This is a genomic window from uncultured Planococcus sp. (assembly GCF_947501725.1).
Lineage (GTDB): Bacteria > Bacillota > Bacilli > Bacillales_A > Planococcaceae > Planococcus > Planococcus donghaensis_C.
Map to the genome: position 1 here is coordinate 108,702 of NZ_CANMXD010000005.1, position 16,453 is coordinate 125,154.

At 42.0% G+C, this 16,453-nt stretch carries 17 protein-coding genes; 7 read left to right on the forward strand and 10 right to left on the reverse strand.

Annotated elements, in window-relative coordinates:
- Positions 1–234: 234 nt before the first annotated feature.
- Positions 235–1,182, reverse strand: a complete 948-nt coding sequence (locus Q0785_RS09120; protein WP_298828868.1) for an iron-siderophore ABC transporter substrate-binding protein — start codon at positions 1,180–1,182, stop codon at positions 235–237.
- Between the two features lie 117 nt (positions 1,183–1,299).
- Between Q0785_RS09120 and Q0785_RS09125 the strand changes: the two genes are divergently transcribed.
- Positions 1,300–2,298, forward strand: a complete 999-nt coding sequence (locus Q0785_RS09125) for an iron ABC transporter permease (protein ID WP_298828871.1) — start codon at positions 1,300–1,302, stop codon at positions 2,296–2,298.
- Positions 2,299–2,301: 3 nt separating this feature from the next.
- Entirely contained in the window at positions 2,302–3,336 is a 1,035-nt protein-coding gene (locus Q0785_RS09130) for an iron ABC transporter permease (protein WP_298828874.1), read from the forward strand.
- A 314-nt stretch (positions 3,337–3,650) separates the two neighbouring features.
- Here Q0785_RS09130 and Q0785_RS09135 read toward each other — a convergent pair whose 3' ends face one another.
- The 6 genes from Q0785_RS09135 to Q0785_RS09160 all read right to left on the reverse strand — a co-directional run bounded on the left by Q0785_RS09135 (position 3,651) and on the right by Q0785_RS09160 (position 7,622).
- Positions 3,651–3,965, reverse strand: coding sequence for a cupin domain-containing protein (locus Q0785_RS09135; protein ID WP_298828877.1), 315 nt, complete (start codon positions 3,963–3,965; stop codon positions 3,651–3,653).
- Between the two features lie 633 nt (positions 3,966–4,598).
- On the reverse strand, positions 4,599–5,009 hold the full coding sequence (locus tag Q0785_RS09140; RefSeq protein ID WP_298828880.1) for an endonuclease: 411 nt from the start codon (positions 5,007–5,009) through the stop codon (positions 4,599–4,601).
- Between the two features lie 143 nt (positions 5,010–5,152).
- Positions 5,153–5,578 carry an OsmC family protein gene (locus tag Q0785_RS09145; protein ID WP_298828883.1) on the reverse strand — a complete coding sequence of 142 codons (426 nt, stop codon included), beginning with the start codon at positions 5,576–5,578 and terminating at the stop codon, positions 5,153–5,155.
- Between the two features lie 180 nt (positions 5,579–5,758).
- Positions 5,759–6,484 (reverse strand): signal peptidase I, encoded by a 726-nt coding sequence (lepB, locus tag Q0785_RS09150; RefSeq protein ID WP_298828886.1) that lies wholly within the window; start codon positions 6,482–6,484, stop codon positions 5,759–5,761.
- A 290-nt stretch (positions 6,485–6,774) separates the two neighbouring features.
- A complete protein-coding gene (locus tag Q0785_RS09155) occupies positions 6,775–7,359 on the reverse strand; it encodes a hypothetical protein (protein ID WP_298828889.1) in 585 nt (194 codons plus the stop codon).
- Entirely contained in the window at positions 7,356–7,622 is a 267-nt protein-coding gene (locus Q0785_RS09160; protein ID WP_298828893.1) for a hypothetical protein, read from the reverse strand. Before Q0785_RS09160 ends, Q0785_RS09155 begins: the two co-directional genes overlap by 4 nt.
- A 171-nt stretch (positions 7,623–7,793) precedes the next feature.
- Between Q0785_RS09160 and Q0785_RS09165 the strand changes: the two genes are divergently transcribed.
- The 3 genes from Q0785_RS09165 to Q0785_RS09175 all read left to right on the forward strand — a co-directional run bounded on the left by Q0785_RS09165 (position 7,794) and on the right by Q0785_RS09175 (position 9,888).
- Positions 7,794–8,060, forward strand: a complete 267-nt coding sequence (locus tag Q0785_RS09165) for a hypothetical protein (RefSeq protein ID WP_298828896.1) — start codon at positions 7,794–7,796, stop codon at positions 8,058–8,060.
- Positions 8,061–8,415: 355 nt separating this feature from the next.
- Complete coding sequence (locus Q0785_RS09170) at positions 8,416–8,676, forward strand: hypothetical protein (RefSeq protein WP_298828899.1); 261 nt, start codon at positions 8,416–8,418, stop codon at positions 8,674–8,676.
- Between the two features lie 330 nt (positions 8,677–9,006).
- Positions 9,007–9,888 carry a LysR family transcriptional regulator gene (locus tag Q0785_RS09175; protein ID WP_298828902.1) on the forward strand — a complete coding sequence of 294 codons (882 nt, stop codon included), beginning with the start codon at positions 9,007–9,009 and terminating at the stop codon, positions 9,886–9,888.
- An 87-nt stretch (positions 9,889–9,975) separates the two neighbouring features.
- Here Q0785_RS09175 and tcuA read toward each other — a convergent pair whose 3' ends face one another.
- Complete coding sequence (tcuA, locus tag Q0785_RS09180) at positions 9,976–11,478, reverse strand: FAD-dependent tricarballylate dehydrogenase TcuA (protein WP_298828905.1); 1,503 nt, start codon at positions 11,476–11,478, stop codon at positions 9,976–9,978.
- A gap of 253 nt (positions 11,479–11,731) precedes the next feature.
- On the opposite strand from tcuA, the gene yyaC reads away from it, so the two are divergent.
- Positions 11,732–12,322 (forward strand): spore protease YyaC, encoded by a 591-nt coding sequence (gene yyaC / locus Q0785_RS09185; RefSeq protein ID WP_298828908.1) that lies wholly within the window; start codon positions 11,732–11,734, stop codon positions 12,320–12,322.
- 40 nt (positions 12,323–12,362) lie between these two features.
- Here the strand turns inward: yyaC and Q0785_RS09190 are convergent, their stop codons facing one another.
- Positions 12,363–13,670: a citrate:proton symporter gene (locus tag Q0785_RS09190; RefSeq protein WP_298829346.1), complete on the reverse strand. Its 1,308-nt coding sequence runs from the start codon at positions 13,668–13,670 to the stop codon at positions 12,363–12,365.
- A 181-nt stretch (positions 13,671–13,851) separates the two neighbouring features.
- Complete coding sequence (locus Q0785_RS09195) at positions 13,852–14,715, reverse strand: LysR family transcriptional regulator (RefSeq protein ID WP_298828911.1); 864 nt, start codon at positions 14,713–14,715, stop codon at positions 13,852–13,854.
- 130 nt (positions 14,716–14,845) lie between these two features.
- Here Q0785_RS09195 and Q0785_RS09200 point away from each other — a divergent pair, with 130 nt between their 5' ends.
- Positions 14,846–15,973, forward strand: a complete 1,128-nt coding sequence (locus Q0785_RS09200) for a PrpF domain-containing protein (RefSeq protein ID WP_298828914.1) — start codon at positions 14,846–14,848, stop codon at positions 15,971–15,973.
- Positions 15,974–16,453 lie beyond the last annotated feature (480 nt).

The following is a 16,453-nucleotide window of genomic DNA, read 5'->3' on the forward strand; positions in this document are numbered from 1 at the left end:
TCTGAATCTGGGTCAGTCAAATCTCCATTACTCGCATTTTATCATCTGTGAGGATCTTACCCGATTCTTTTCGAACTTTAAAGATAAACCTTTCCACTTTAAAGCATCAACCATGCAGCAGAAGCTACAAAGCAATATAGCTTCTGCTGAAAGTAAATTTCTCCTACTCCAGGTCATCATGAAAAGAACCCATTTTGACGGATTAACCGTTCAAAAATGGGTTCTTTATTATTTTCATTTAAAATAAGTTTCTAAATCATCGAGCATTAGATCGGCGGCTAAATAACCTCCGGCAGTGTTCCAGATAACATCGTCGACTTTGAAGACTTTGTTTGCTTTTGCAACCTCCAGATTCTGGAATAACGGGTCATTAATCCATTCATCTTCTAATTTTGTAGCTTCATTGTCCCCTGTGTCATAAGTGAAATAGAACAAGATATCTCCATCCATTGCAGGAATCCGTTCTTTCGTCACCCCTTTTTCTGCAAAATCAGCTACATCCTGTTCGGCCGGCCGTGCAAAGCCGAGTTGTTCAAGAATGACGCCCGAGAAAGAGTCCTTATGATAGATACGGACATCTCCTGCCATAAAGCGGACCATTGATACCTCTTGTTCTGTTTGATCCCCCAAAGAAGTCTTCATATCTTCGATCCGTTGATTATAAGCTGCAAGCTTCTCATTTCCGACTTCCTCTTTATTGATTGCTTTTGAATACAGCTTGAAGTTTTCCTGCCAATCCCCACGCAAGGTTTCAGCAAATACAGTTGGTGCAATTTGACTCAATTGCTCGTAGACTTTTTCCTGTCTCATTTTATTTCCGATGATCAGGTCCGGTTTCAAAGCAGCAATCGCTTCTAGAGAAGGTTCGCTTTCCTTACCTACAGATTCTGTGTCTTTCAGTTGATCAGCGAGATGGGCATACCATTTATCCCCTGTAAAAGCTTCTACAGCTCCAACGGGTGTAATGCCCATTGCCAAAACGGCCTCTATTCCTTCATTCGTCAAAACAACGACACGCTTGGGCTCTCCTTCAATGGTCGTTTCCCCCATCGCATGGCTGACTGTATAGCTTTCTTTGTCGACCGTTTCTTTTGCTTCGGCTTCTTTAGTGCTTTCTGTCTTGCCGCATGCCCCCAAGAAAATCAACAAACATACAGCTGTAAGTACTCCTAATTTCTTCATAACCTATGTGCCTACCCTTCTTAATTGAGAATGAAAATCATTTACAACGTGTAGCTTATATGATAGGATTTTGTTTGTCAATAAAGTTTGAAAAATAAAAATTCAGAGGTTTTATTTATGCTACATACTAATTCTTCCCGTTCTGTAGGCTTTTCTCTGGGCATTTTCTTTATTTTGCTGCTCATGTGTTCCAGCATGGTATACGGTTATACCGATACAGAATGGAAAGATGCTTACCTGGCTTTTTTTCAACCCACCAGTTCTAACGAACATATAATCATTCGGGACGTTCGGTTTCCCCGTGCGTTGATTGCTGCATTTGTAGGGGCGTGCTTAGGTGTTTCAGGTGCGATTATGCAATCCATCACCCGGAACCCTCTATCCTCCCCCAGCATTCTCGGTGTAAATTCAGGTGCCAGTTTCTTTGTTGTGGCAGGAGTAGTGTTCTTTTCCGTCCAAAGTTTACAGACCTATATGTGGCTGAGCTTTGCCGGTGCCGCTTTTTCTTTTTTACTGGTATTTGTTATAAGTTCAACTGGAAGGGAAGGTCTGACACCCATCAAATTAGTGTTAGCCGGAGCTGCCATTTCCGCTCTCTTTGCGTCCTTCACACAAGGGCTCCTCGTGGTAAATGAAAATGCACTTGATCAAGTATTGTTCTGGTTGGCGGGCTCTGTTGCTAATCGGCCGTTGAATTTACTGACCACTGCTCTTCCATACATAATCATTGCGTTAGTTTTGGCGTTTATCCGCGCCAAAGAATTGAATGTGTTAAGCATTGGAGATGACATCGCAACGGGACTCGGCCAAAAGACACTATGGACTAAATTTTTCTTCAGTGTATGCGCGATCGTCTTGGCTGGTGCTGCAGTCTCAGTTGCTGGTCCAATCGGTTTTGTTGGAATTGTCATTCCCCATCTCATCCGTTCTTTAGTTGGGCTTGACCATCGTTGGATTCTTCCATTTTCCGCGATGGGCGGCGCAATCCTTTTGCTGCTTGCAGATATTGGAAGCCGTTACGTCTTAATGCCGCAGGAGTTGCCTGTCGGTGTGATGACCGCCCTTATCGGAGTTCCGTTCTTCATTTATGTAGCACGCAGAAAGATGGGAATTTAAGATATGAAATTTTATAGAAAAATTGATTTTACACGCCAGCCTGTCTCTGCCACAATCCTTGTTTTTTTGGCAGTCTTTATCGTAATGATTTTTTCTGCCGGCTCAGGCGAGTTCGTTTTGTCTCCAATGAAAGTCATCATGGCGCTATTTGGATTCGGAGACGAATTTAACCGAACGATTGTAGTCGACTTCCGGCTTCCGCGTATTATGATGGGCCTATTTGTCGGGATATCACTCGCGGTTTCCGGAGCGATTTTGCAAGGTATCACAAAAAATTCACTGGCATCGCCTGACATTATCGGCATTACGGCCGGAGCCTCATTTTCAGTAGTCCTTTTTTTGAGTTTGTTTTCTGATGACAACAATTCTCTGACGGTAAGCATTCAATGGTTGCCTTTATCGGCTTTCTTAGGAGCAACCCTTACCGCATTTCTGGTCTTTTTCCTTTCGTGGAAAAATGGATTGGCTCCGTTCCGGCTATTGCTGATTGGTATTGCCATTTCCGCTTTTATGCAGGCTGGAACCACCCTATGGATGCTGATGGGCCCGATTTATAGAGCCAGCCAAGCGACTATCTGGACGACCGGGAGCATCTACGGAGCAAATTGGCCCCAAATTTATGTATTGATGCCCTGGACTCTTTTGTTGATTGTAGTTTCCCTTCTTTTGCGAAGACAAATGAACATCTTGGAACTTGGAGATGATATTGCAATGGGGGTAGGCTCCCACGTACAAAGGAACCGGTTCATATTACTGCTGATCAGCACAGGTTTGACAGGAGTGGCTGTAGCATTTGCCGGGGGGGTTGGATTTGTGGGACTTCTGGCTCCGCATATTGCAAGAAGAATCGTCGGCCCGCAATTCCAAACAATGGTGCTGTTCTCAGCCGGAGTCGGTGCTCTATTAGTGCTTATCGCCGACTTGATCGGACGTGTGGCTTTTGCACCGATGGAAGTTCCTGCTGGTGTCTGGACGGCGGCGGTCGGAGCACCTTATTTCATCTATCTGTTAATGACACAGCGAAAGAGTAGAGCTTAAGAGCTGATTGTCCATGTAATATAAACAGCGTCAGCTTCTTTGAAGCCTGGCGCTGTTTCTTTAATTCCACTGATCTTTTAAAAATTTTTCATTAACTATGAAATATTTTCTTTCTATGTTTTCGTCTTTCAGATGAGTTCGGTATATCCACCCTACCATGATATCTTTCTTTTTTAATACGACTCATCAGAAGAGCAACCTGGCAATTTTCACCAATAGTACCACGTAAAAAATGTCTGAAAGAAAAACATTAAAAAAGTCCAGCCGATGATGTGCCGGCTTGGACTTTTCCAGTTTACCTCCTTATTCTTGCGTTATTCGTCTGCATGAACCACATAGACAGTCATTGAAGTGGATCCATTATTTTCTATGCTGATTTTTTGTTGAGGATTGCAGTGAATGATATCTCCTTGTTGGACAGCAGAATCGATATTATCCAAGTGACAGGTGCCCTCTCCTTCGACCACAACCACATAAGCATTCTTATGGGGATGGCCATGTTTAGGCATTACTTGCCCTGGCAGAAAGTTGAATACAATTACTTTGCTTTTTTCTTCTTCTATAACTATTTGCTTCGCCATTTTTTTCTCGTCATAAGTTTGAAGATCTATCATCTTATTAATGGTCATCATAATTGCTCCATTCTGTTTTAGTTTTTCACTAATTTCTTATTGCACATCATTCATGCCATCACTTGCAATGAAGTATTAGGAAATTAAGTCTGTCATCTTTTCTTGTTCTTTTGGATGCTGTAAAGAATTTTTCTCTTTTGACTACTTCTTTCTGTCCTATCATACAAGTTCTCTGCTAAAAAAAACTTGTTCCCCATCAAGGAACTATTATGAACGTGCGGATCACTTTCTATAGGGTTGAAGGTGCATCACAACCAGATTAAAAAACAGGAGCGGGAAAAATTTCTCCGCTCCTGTTTTGATTCACTAAACTGCATCATCACGCTCGCTTGAATAGTCATCATTTTGGATTCGCTACCATAATCTGCTTGTGTCCGGTCAGTCCGAAAAAGGCGGGCATGCCCAGATCCATGGTACTGAAGAGAAAAGTGCAGTCGAATAAGGGAATCGAGTGTTTAAGTTAACTTACTATGTTAACTAAGTTAATTGACAAAAAAGGAGAGAAGATGCGCTATTATTAGCCTCTTCACTCCCTCTAGCTTCTGTTCTTTTCTTTCACACAGGAAAGGTATGAAGTTTTTGCCTTTCGTTTGCATGGTACCTAGACGCCAACAAAATACCAACCACTACTTACCAAATCGATTCTGCCCATTCTGGATGGTCGATAAACGGGTTGCGATTGCCTTGGATGTTTTCGATTTTTTCGTTGCGCTGCTGTTCCCAAGTGCTGACAGGATCTTGTGCATGCCACTCCAGCAAAACGGAAATCTTGCCGTGGTAAGGCGTTGAACCATTATTCACAAGGTCGTTCAGTTCCAAGTCCACCGCATCGCCTGGCTCATAACGGACTGCCATGTAAAACAGCATACGGGCAACGTCGCCTTTGACATCATTCGGTGGTTCCCAAGAAGTAGTTGTCCGCAAGCAACCATCGCAACCGTTCATTGTCGTGCCGCCGTAATCAAAATCCAGGTTGCCGCGCAGTCCGTTCACTTGCACATCGATCGGGATGAAAAGCTTGGTGAATGCCCGCAGGTTCACTACCTGACTTCAAAGGGTTTTTATAACCTATTATTATTTGCTGTAAATAAGCCGTTTTTAAAAAGACAGCCACAATATGGCTGCCTTATGTGTTATAAATTTATTTCATTCATTTTCTCAATACCCAGGTGCAGCTGAATAATTCAACTCACAGCCTTACTAGCTGCTCCATTCAAAACATACTTGTATTCAATAGAAGCATTGAGCGAATGAACCACAGTGCAATACGTTTCGCTTGATAACATTATTGCCCGCACGACCTTGTCTTCTGGCAACGCGCCTTTAATATGATAAGTGATGGCTATATCAGTAAAACGCTTCGGGTGTTCTGATGCACGATTCCCTTCAATATCTATAAAGAATTCATCGATTACCAGTCGCATTTTATTTAATACATAGACGATGTCCATTCCGGTACAAACAGCTGCGGCGTGCAAAAGCACTTCTGGAGGCCGTGCCCCTTGATTTGAACCGCCACTTTCAGAGCCGGCATCCAACAATACCATATGGCCGGATTCTGTCATGCCACTAAACGCCATCCCGCCTTGCCAATTTAAAACAGCTTTCATGAAAATCACTCTCCTTTTCATGCAGGATTGGACTAATTCACTTAAAGCCCCGTTTGTCTAATTAGCTGCCATTAACTTAGAATAAGCTAAAGTAATTAGCAGAGTTAATATACCAAGAAGTTAGTTGGAGTGAAAAAAATAGCACCTCCAGATGACAGCACTCATTTATACTTTATTAACCTACTTTTTTGAATATCCTAGAACCTTACCTTCAATTGCTTCCAGAGATAATTCTCCGAAGTCCTTACTATCTGTTCCTCTCCACCATTGATCTACTAAGACAAAAACAGCTTCATTTGATACTTTTACAGCTTCCATCGAAGTATTGAAATACTCTTCTTTGGCATCCAGATTCATCCAAGTTATGAATTCTGTTTTAGAAACTTCTTCATCTGTTGTCAAAGTTCCTTCTTCAATATTTTGCTCTGCCATTTCAAAAAAGTCTTCTTTACCGAGCCCTCTATCTGTTGCAACACCATAAAACGTCTCTAGTTTTTTGTCGTCCACATAAACCTGACCCTCACGTATTTCCACAGTTTCACCTGGTAAACCTACTACTCTGGCAATATAGTGTTCAGGTAATTGCGGATTTTTATTAATAGCAGATTCAGGTGTTTTGTAATACACCACATCTCCGCGGTTAACTTCTTGATACTCCATTTCAACTACTAAACTACTGTGGATAATGGTGTTATAATCGTGATTTCCGCGATCCATAGCGTCTGAGCTCCACTCGAGTAACCTAGTGTTCTCTTTAGCTTCAACCAATTCAATTTGTTTAGTTTGATTGTCAGTTAAAACTTCAGATTCAAGGATTGCTGTTGCTTTATTTGTCTCTTTTGTACTCTCTTCCATTGAACAAGCACTCAAAACTAGAACGATTCCTATCAACAATGAGTTTTTCACCGCCAACCTCCTCCTCTAAATCATTATACCCAAATCTCCCTTTAAATAAGTTGAACTTTCAGTTTTCAATTAGTGCGAACTTTAAATTCATCGTAGTTTTACTAATTCATTTTAAGTAGTAACTTATGCTAAATTTACCCAACAATAAACACCTTGATAAATACCAAGCGTATTTTCAAAAAAAAGTTTTGAAGCGCTCCATAATCTTCACTTCCAACCTTTCAAACTGGATGTAACTGTTCTTTTGAATAGGAAGAGGCACCTGATCACCCAGAACCAACGATTCTATCTTATTCATTTTCTGCTGAAAATTCTTTGTTATCCATCTCGATAGGTTCCTTTTTTTCATTCAGAAATAAAACGTTGTTTTCCACATCTACTTGAGAAGTGGATCTTGAAGTGATGAACCATACCTTCACCTCTGTTAGATCAGCGTCCGATAAAACGTCTTCAACTCCATATACAGGAGACACATTGTCTTTTCGGACAGTGCTGCCATGTGCTGTATATGCAACTTTCTCATTTTTGATCAGTCCGAATGTAACTTCTAAATACCAAGGGCCTATTGCATAAGGAATTTCATTCTCTAAGTCCGAGCTATAGATATTCAAAGGAGTGGGAATGACTTCAAAGTCTTTATATAAGTTGAATAGGCGCTCCACTTCCATAAAAGCAATTGCCACATCTCCATTTCCATCAATGAGAAGTACTAAATCATTCATCGGCAAACTCAGGACATGGCCATCTGTCTGCTGTCTTAGTTCTTCCAAGGCACTTTCAGGTGTCTTATGGTAGTTTTCATGTAAATAGGAAGCTGCAGCTCCTAAACTTAAGAGAAACAGACAAACCAGTACAAAAAGAAGGATTTTTTTCATAAACTGCCTCCTTTGCCGTTAAACAATTTATAGTTGCCTAGAAGAACCTGGCATGCGAGCGCTATCCCGATAAATGTTTCAGCGTACAGAACAGGCGAAGGTGCCTTGCCGAAAACCTTTTCATTTAACAGAATATCTGCATTGGCCCGTACCGCTTTCCACTCAAGTGTCCTTATCTTCATATAGCCGAAGGCAGCAAAAGCCACAAAATGAGCGATATGGATTCCCGTAGCCGCACATAAAACTCTCGACAAGACATTCATCTCACATCCTTCCTCTTCTTCTATATTTTACCATCGATTAATTGAAGTGCTGGTAACGCTATTAAATAAAGGATCAGCGGATGTGTGTAAATGAAAACTATTGAATATTATAAATAGTTTAAGTTATCAAAATATGTTAAAATAAGTTAATTGATGAGAAGGAGGGATATTTTGTTTGAGGTATTTGTAAAAAAAGTTAATTCTGAGATTGTGATTAGATGGCTATTAACAAAGATCACAATTCCACTAGCTGATATTTTAGCAGTTGCCACGGATGACACTTATGCTGGAAAAGAAAAAAAGGCAATAAGAATTGGAATGCCATATGGCACAACTGATCGAGTCGTTATCCTCACAAAGGAAAATACTTATATTTTATTTACAACCAACTATTTAGAGATACAAAAAAAACTAGACTCGTACATTAATTCAATTTAATAAATGGACGATTAAAAACTGTTTGCGTTTTCGCGCATTCGGTTTTTGTTTTCCGATTGCTCGATTAACTTATGACAGAAGGTAAGAGCTTTAATCAAAAATTCCCTCCCCTACTTCTACTTTTACTTTACTGCACTTATTTCTTTCACTCTAAACAATTTTTGGTTGAACATAGGCCAATTCATTCAACTTTGCTTTAAAAAACCAATCATTTCTTATGTTACCCATTCGTAAAAGTACACTTTCATTGACTTGCTCCCACCTCCCTCTCTACTCTAAATCCATGCGGTTGCCTCTCTTCTCAGATATCCTCTATCGATATATCCACTAAACGAGAAATTAGAGGAGGTTGAGCATGAAGCTATTTACCAAATTCGCGTTTTGGCTGCCTTTTTTCAGTTTTTTGTTAATTCTGTTCGAATTATTTGCGCAGCCAGCGAAGTCACTTGTTTTTACAGTAATAGATCCTGTATTCGGACATATCCGATCCATGTTGCCGGAAACAATGAACTCGCCTTCCTTTCTCCTGCCTCTCCACTTTCTTCTGGCGGTAGTTTATGGATCCGCGATTGATGTTTTGATCAAAAAGTTACAGGAATTACCAAACAACGAGTAATTCCTGCAATAGTCTCCAGAGAGAAACCGTATAAAAATTCCCGTGCAGCCCAATCTTACAGTTCACTCCGATCCTTTTCCAAAAAGAATAGGAGTGAAAATTGCTGGTATTCCCTCTTCTCCCCCATTTTATATGTCCGATAAAATATGAATTTTGCGAACATATACAAAGCGACGATAGCGAAATCCCTCGCTGTAACAAGTTGTCTCCCCTGCAGTAAATTGAGATTTCTTTACTCCCTGCAGTAAGTCAAATGGAGCCGCTGGAAATAGTCAATTCTAGAATTTGATTTCATCAATTAGAGTATACTTCTTATAAGGGGTGATGAATATGGATGAAAAAGACTGGCGTATTATTACAACGATATATGAAGAAAAAAATATAACCAAAGCGGCGAATAAACTTTTTACCTCTCAGCCGGCCATTACTTACCGTTTAAATCAATTGGAAGAAGAAGTGGGTGTTCGGCTCATATGGCGTGACAAAAAGGGCATCAAATTCACTCCTCAAGGAGAATACATTGTAAAGTATGCAAAAGAAATGCTTGTAAAGCTCCAACAGACAAAAGACCATTTGCTTAACACAACCGAAGAGTCTGCTGTAATGATCCGCTTGGGTGTTTCCAGTAATTATGCCCGCTTCATCCTGCCTGATGTGCTAAAGGAATTTTCCGAGAAATACAGCAACATCCAGTTCAAGGTGTTTACCGGCTGGAGCTATGAAGTGCTGAAAGAGATAGAACAGGACAATATTGCCCTGGGGATTGTGCGCGGCGATATCTATTGGCAGAGCAATAAAGTTTTGTTGAACCGGGAAAATTTGTGCATCATTTCCAAAGACCCCATTGATTTGCCGAGCCTGCCCAAAGAGCCGCGCATCGTTTTCAATACTGATCCCAAGCTCCAACAGATAATGGACAGCTGGTGGTACAGCAATTATTCGCAGCCTCCTGCCATCAATATGGAAATTGATAATATCGAAACGTGTACGAAGCTTGTCTCCAGAGGGCTGGGATACGCCATTGTACCCGAACTGGCCGTGACAGATATGGCCGACCTCCACAAGGTGACCTTACTGGATCAAAATGGGCAGCCCCTCGACCGACCAACCTGGCTGATCTACAAAGAAACGGACGTCCTGTATCCGGCGGTCGAGAACTTCATCGACTTTTTGACCCGTTCATCCGCTCCTCGTGAAACAGATTCGGATTAGCCATGGCTCATCTATGTAAAATGATCTCTCAGGACATACAAACCCCCTGGCTAATTTATAGCCAGGGGGTTTCGAGTTGCCTCTACTTTATACATTCACCTTTGCCTGCTTTGAACGGGATGCTGCTGCTGTACCTGCAATTTTCCCAAAGACGGCACCGGACATCAATCCCGATCCGCCAGGGTAGTTGTCATAGAAAATGCCGCCGATCATTTCACCTGCTGCAAACAGCCCTTCTATCGCTTGCCCGTCTTTCCTCAATACTTCTCCATTCGGATTCACATGCAGTCCCCCAAACGAGAAGGTGACGCCGCAAGTGACCGGATACGCATAGAACGGACCTTTTTCGATTTTTAATGCCCAATTCGATTTCGGAGGCGTGATATCTTTTGTCCGTTTTCCGTCTTTCTCGTTCGGACTGTATTCGCCTTTTTGAACAGCCGCGTTGTATTCTTGGATCGTCTCTAAAAACTGGTTCTGGTCGACCGGCAATTGCGCAATCAGTTCTTCAAGCGTATCCGCTTTGTATTCCGATGCCTCTTCCAAATCATATTCTTTCCGGAGCAGCGGCTTGACTTGAGCATCGAATATCTGGATGGCCATCTGTCCGGGCTGCTTCAGTATTTCACGGCCATATTTAGCATACGTGTAATTTCTTAAATCCGCGCCCTCGTCGACAAAGCGCTTGCCGTCCTTATTCAGCATGATTCCCAGCGGATAGGAGTGTTTTTTGAAGATATCTCCCGGTTTTGTGAAATCGCCGACTCTTGGGGCGTTGTAATCCGTGCCGATTGAGTGGCAGCCTGACCACTGGCCGAAAGTGGCTGCACCGGCTTCCACTGCCATGGAAAGCCCGTCGCCCGTATTGAATTCCGTTCCTCTGACAATGGCTGCTTCCCATTCTTCCCCCAGGTATTCCATCCGCATTTTCTTGTTCGCTTCAAAGCCGCCGCAAGCCAGGACCACACTGTTCGTGTTTATAGTAAACTCTTTACCTTTTTGGTTGATGACGATTCCCGTAATCTGGTCCGCTTCTTTTTTCAATCCAATTGCCGCCGATTCGTACCAGACGTCGATGCCCAGTTTACTGACGCGTTCGTTCAATTGCTTGATCAGACCAACACCTTTATCCGCCGTTTTTACCGGCAGCCCTCCCCAGAAATGCCGCTTGCCGTTCTTCTCGAACGACTGATTGTCATAAATCAATTCAAACGTGATGTCGTTGTCTTTCATCCAGGCAATTGTTTCATACGATTTTGAGACAAGTTGATGTGCCAAGCTGGGTTCACTCCGGTTTCCAGTCACACGCATGATATCGTTATAATAATCTTCCTCACTGTAATTCGGCATTTCAATCTTTTCCGCCTCTTCATCTGTAATAGCGACAATTTTCTTTATTGAATCCAGTCCGTTATACGCAAAACGGATTGCACCGTCCGTGAAAAAAGAGTTGCCCCCTCTTTTTTCTTGCGGCCCTTTTTCCAACACCAGCACATTCGCCCCTGATTCATGGGCGGAAATTGCTGCGCAAAGCGCTGCATTCCCCGCTCCTACCACCACTACATCGTACTCATTCGTTTTCTCTGTCATTGTTATTCCTCCTTATAATTCTTCTTGCTTTCATGATAGAACTAAATTATCAGAAAATAAAATCGAAAAAATCTATAATTTATCATAAGATAATTTTATCTAAAATTACATTTTAAATAGTTTTTTCTTATCATTAATCTACATTTTAAGAGCTTCTGGAAATAGAAGCTCTTTCCTACCAATCGGAGTGGTTCTAAAGCTATAATAAGGGCATGCTCACCATTACAAATACAATCGAAGGTGGTATGAATTCATGCATACTTTTCGGAAATATAAAAATTCACATTTACAAGTGCCGGTCAAGGCACCCTTACATTTCAATGGACAGACTGGAAACGAAGAGATGACCTTACTGATTGCAAAGCTGAAGAAAATCTTTGTGGAAGCGAAGCAGCAACAGCGCGAAGTGGTTTTCTTGTGCATCGGATCGGACCGTTATATCGGGGATTCACTCGGTCCATTAATCGGCAGCATGATGATGGAGAGTAGAATTTCCCACCCTGTGTACGGCACCTTGGAAGAACCGGTTCATGCATTTAATTTAAAAATCGTCTTAAAAGACATCTATAAGAAAATTGACAATCCGTTGCTGATCAGCATTGACGCCAGTCTGGGGAAAAAAGAACAAGTAGGCGATGTGCTATTTAACGAGGGCCCTTTAGTTCCTGGAAAAGCCCTTGAAAAAATGCTTCCGGCAGTAGGCGACTATCACTTCCAAGGCATCGTCAATTACCTCGATCCGTTTCCCAGTTCCCAGTTCCTGAATGACACCCGACTGCATACGGTCATGACACTGGCCAAGCTGATTACGCAGATTATTCTAGACAGCGACAAAGAAAAATAAAAAAGGGATTCCGCCGTGAATGGCGGAACCCCTTTTTGGTTTAAATCGCTCCTGTAATAAATGCCACCGCAATGATGGTGATACAGCAAATAAAGGCCCATTTAAATGCAAACTTCTGCAGTTCGCCGATGTCCTTTTGCACCATGCCGGCAACCAGAAGCGTGGAAGCGACTAGCGGGCTCAGGAAGTGAATCGGCTGGCCCAAAACAGATGCTCGGGCAATTTCCAATGGACTGACCCCATAAGCGGCTCCCGCCTCTGCCAAAATCGGCAAGACGCCGAAATAGTAGGCATCGTTTGAAAGCGCAAACGTAAATGGCATGCTGGTAATCGCCACTACTAAGGGATAAAACGAACCGACTGAAGCCGGAATAATGGAAATCAACGAATTGGAGATGGCGTCGACCATCTGAGTTCCGGAAAAGATGCCTGAGAATATACCGGCTGCAAAAACAAGAACGACTACGGTAATAGCATTTCCGGCATGAGCCAAAATCCGTTCTTTTTGAAGAGCTAAATTAGGATAGTTGAGGGTAGCTGCCAAGACAAAACCGATTAGGAAACTGATTGGTGCCGGCAATAAGCCCATCACCAAAATCGTCATAATGGCCACGGCCAAGATCAAGTTGAGCCAGATCAGTTTCGGCCGTTTCAAGTCGTTTTCCACAGCCTGAGTAGCGGCTACCTGAAGCATGCTTTCTGAGGCTGCTGGAATCTTTTCCACTGTGATGATGCCAAGCCGGGCCCGTTCTTTTTTGCCCATCAGATAGGCCACCCCCAAAATACTGAGCATCCCTGCCAGCATCGTCGGCAGTATCGGAATAAAGAATTCGTTGGCATCCAGCCCAAGCGATGCAATGGCACGTGTTGCAGGTCCGCCCCATGGCGTCATGCCGCTGACGATACTTACAGATAAAATAGAGATTGTCGCTAAAACTAACGGATTCATCTTTAAACGCAGATAAAGCGCCAGCATAGCTGAAATGGTGATCATATGAGTAGTCGTTCCGTCGCCATCCAAAGACGCAATCATCGCAATGACGGCTGTACCTAGTGCAATTTTTACCGGATCCCCTTTGACAACTTTCAAGACTTTATTGATCAACGGATCAAACAAACCGGCATCGATCAAAATTCCAAAGAACAAAATCGCGAATAACAGCAATGCCGCGGAAGGAGCAACCTGCTTCAATCCCTCCATCATCATATCCCCTAGCCCCGACCAAAACCCTCCGATCAAAGCAAAGAAAATTGGAACCACTACCAACGCCGCCACCGGCGACATCTTTTTTGCCATGATCAGATACGTAAATGCAACAACCATCGACACCCCTAAAAATGTAAGAATAAGAATTCCCCCTTTGAATGTATTCGCTTACAAATAATATAAATCTGCTAAGATTCCCGATTACTTAACAAATTGAATTAGTTATAAGAATATTCTATCTAATAAAATAAGTAAAATAGATAAATTTTATTAGAAATGAACAAAAAAACTTATAACCAATTGTCTATCTAATCTGTCTATCTTAAAAGGAGGGGTGGGCATCAAGAAAGTCGATGAATGTTCGCACCGTCGATAATTTTAAAAACTCCTGGTTGTACATTAGCCAAGTATCTCGAGTTACCGGTTCTCCATTCTCATAAAACAATGGATATTTGTAGAGTTCGTCTGAAGGGCGAAGACAAATTTCAGGCAAAATAGCGATTCCGAGATCGTTTTTCACCATTTCTTTACAGGTTTCCTGCCTGTCCGTCTCCATTGTAATCATCGGCGGTTCGATATAACGGTTATTCCACCATTTGCTGATGATGTCTTTTAACGAACTGTCTGTTTTGTAATTGATAAAGGGCAGTTCGGGCACTTCCTCCAGATTTACTTCTTTTTTAGAAATCAAAAATAATTGTTCCGTCTGCAGCAAAGTCTTCGATCCCGTCCAATTGTAATCGCCGCGCAGAATTCCCAGATGAACGCCTGAGGAATTGAGAAGTCCCATTACGTCTGAACTCCATCCCGTGTTTACACTGAACTGGACGTTTGGATAAGTGGTCAAAAATTCCTTCAGCAACGGAGGCAATTTGTATTGAGCAAAATTACTTGAAACGCCTAAACGGATTGTGCCGCGGATTTCCTGCTGCATATTTTGAAGATAATCTTTTGTATTTTGAAGCTTTGTAATCATTTCTTCCGCGTATTGAGCTAGATAAATCCCTTCTGAGGTCAATTCAATCCCTTTTTTCGTTTTGAAAAAAAGTTTTGTTCCAACTTCTTTCTCCAGATTTTTTAAACGGTACGTTAAAGCCGGCTGTGAAATGTATAAGCGTTCCGAAGACCGGCTAATATTTTTTTCTTCATATAGTATTTGCATGGCTTCCCAATCTTTTTCGTCCATTTCAATCACTCCAGTTAGGTTATAAGTTTCTTTGATAAGTTATTGATCAAAATATCTATTTCACTTATGAACCAAATTACCATATTCTATTTTTAGAAGCAATAGAATTTTCAGAAAGGTGGTTCATCCGATGAGAGTACCGATTGCCGTGATGCGCGGTGGAACCAGTAAAGGAGTTTTTATCAATTACGAAGAAATGCCTGAGGACCGTGTGCTCTGGGATAGCTTTTTATTGGATATTATGGGAAGCCCTGACCAGCGGCAAATTGATGGGCTCGGTGGAGGAAACTCCCTGACGAGTAAAGCAGCAATCATCAAAAAGTCGAAGATGAAGGAAATCGATGTGGAGTATACCTTTGCACAAGTCAGTATTGAAAATCAGTTGGTCGATTTTAAGGGGAATTGCGGGAACATTTCTTCCGCGGTTGGTCCATATGCCATCGAGCAAGGATTGGTTGCAGCATCTGCGCCTATGACAGCCGTCAGAATCTTTAATACCAATACACAGAAAGTCATCATCGCTGAAGTCGAAGTGGAAGATGGACGGGTGAAAACAGAAGGGAAATGCGAAATCCCCGGTGTTCCAGGGACCGGTTCTCCTATCTATTTATCCTTTACAGATGCGCAAGGCGCAGTCACTGGAAAGCTGTTCCCGACTGAAAACCCGATTGACCGCATTGAAACAAGAAACGGCCTGCTTGAAGTTTCCATTATTGACGTCGCCAACCCTCTGGTTTTTGTGAAAGCAGAAGATGTAGGATTGACTGGTTCGGAATTGCCGCATGAGTTTACTGTGGAAAAACTAAGGGAGTTAGAAGAAATTCGTTCAGCAGCAGCTGAAATGTGCTTATTTTCAACTAAAGAAGAAGCTACGGTGAAATCGCCCGCAGTGCCTAAACTTACGATTATCGCTCCTCCAGAAACCTATTTGGATGTTAATGGTGTTGAGCGGAAAATAGATGAAATGGATTGTCGAATTCGAATGATGTCCATGCAAAAACCCCATCAGGCATTGGCAATCACGGGTGCTATCTGCACAACCGCGGGAGCTTTTTTAACAGATACCATTTTAAATGACGTAATCCAAGTCGAAAATACTGTGTTGCGCTTAGGACACCCATCAGGGATCATTGAAACTAAAGTTGACTTAATTGCCGGCCATATCAGCAATATAAAAGTGGTGCGCACAGCTAGATTGATTTTAGAAGGATATGTTTATACGAAAAATAACTATGATTACAGGGAAGCTTTGGCCTGACAAAACACCCATCATTTTTTGGATCATTTATCTAATTGTATGAGAAACCGAATCCAAATGGCAGCCGCTTATGAAAAAGCGGCTGCCATTTGGGTTTAATTTCATTTTAGGATTTCCCTCGTTCCTATTCCAATTACCGAAATCAAGTACTTCTGATAAACTCCTGAGAGGTAAATTGATTTTTTGTAAGAACTTTTTTCCGGAATCTCTAAAACCAGTGTGTTAATGCACCTTATTATATGGAGAGAATTAGACAATCTTTTTCTAATAATCCTATAGTATCAAGCTTCTGAATGTACCTCTTTTGCTAGTAAGTTGCATTCATAGTTAGTTTTTTGGGTATATTGTTCCTTAAATGCTTAGGAAAGGTCAACGAGAAATGCTATAGTCAAAAGGGCCAGAAATTTCATTAAATCGGCCATAGGCTATTTGAGGAGGCGTTCATTATGACAAACAACATCACCGTTACCATCAATGAGT

Bases quoted from the DNA above. Each gene is read 5' to 3' on its own strand.
- Q0785_RS09120 (WP_298828868.1), bottom strand. From the start codon at position 1,182: ATGAAGAAATTAGGAGTACTTACAGCTGTATGTTTGTTGATTTTCTTG.
- Q0785_RS09125 (WP_298828871.1), top strand. From the start codon at position 1,300: ATGCTACATACTAATTCTTCCCGTTCTGTAGGCTTTTCTCTGGGCATT.
- Q0785_RS09130 (WP_298828874.1), top strand. From the start codon at position 2,302: ATGAAATTTTATAGAAAAATTGATTTTACACGCCAGCCTGTCTCTGCC.
- Q0785_RS09135 (WP_298828877.1), bottom strand. From the start codon at position 3,965: ATGACCATTAATAAGATGATAGATCTTCAAACTTATGACGAGAAAAAA.
- Q0785_RS09145 (WP_298828883.1), bottom strand. From the start codon at position 5,578: ATGAAAGCTGTTTTAAATTGGCAAGGCGGGATGGCGTTTAGTGGCATG.
- Q0785_RS09155 (WP_298828889.1), bottom strand. From the start codon at position 7,359: ATGAAAAAAATCCTTCTTTTTGTACTGGTTTGTCTGTTTCTCTTAAGT.
- Q0785_RS09160 (WP_298828893.1), bottom strand. From the start codon at position 7,622: ATGAATGTCTTGTCGAGAGTTTTATGTGCGGCTACGGGAATCCATATC.
- Q0785_RS09170 (WP_298828899.1), top strand. From the start codon at position 8,416: ATGAAGCTATTTACCAAATTCGCGTTTTGGCTGCCTTTTTTCAGTTTT.
- Q0785_RS09175 (WP_298828902.1), top strand. From the start codon at position 9,007: ATGGATGAAAAAGACTGGCGTATTATTACAACGATATATGAAGAAAAA.
- tcuA (WP_298828905.1), bottom strand. From the start codon at position 11,478: ATGACAGAGAAAACGAATGAGTACGATGTAGTGGTGGTAGGAGCGGGG.
- yyaC (WP_298828908.1), top strand. From the start codon at position 11,732: ATGCATACTTTTCGGAAATATAAAAATTCACATTTACAAGTGCCGGTC.
- Q0785_RS09195 (WP_298828911.1), bottom strand. From the start codon at position 14,715: ATGGACGAAAAAGATTGGGAAGCCATGCAAATACTATATGAAGAAAAA.
- Q0785_RS09200 (WP_298828914.1), top strand. From the start codon at position 14,846: ATGAGAGTACCGATTGCCGTGATGCGCGGTGGAACCAGTAAAGGAGTT.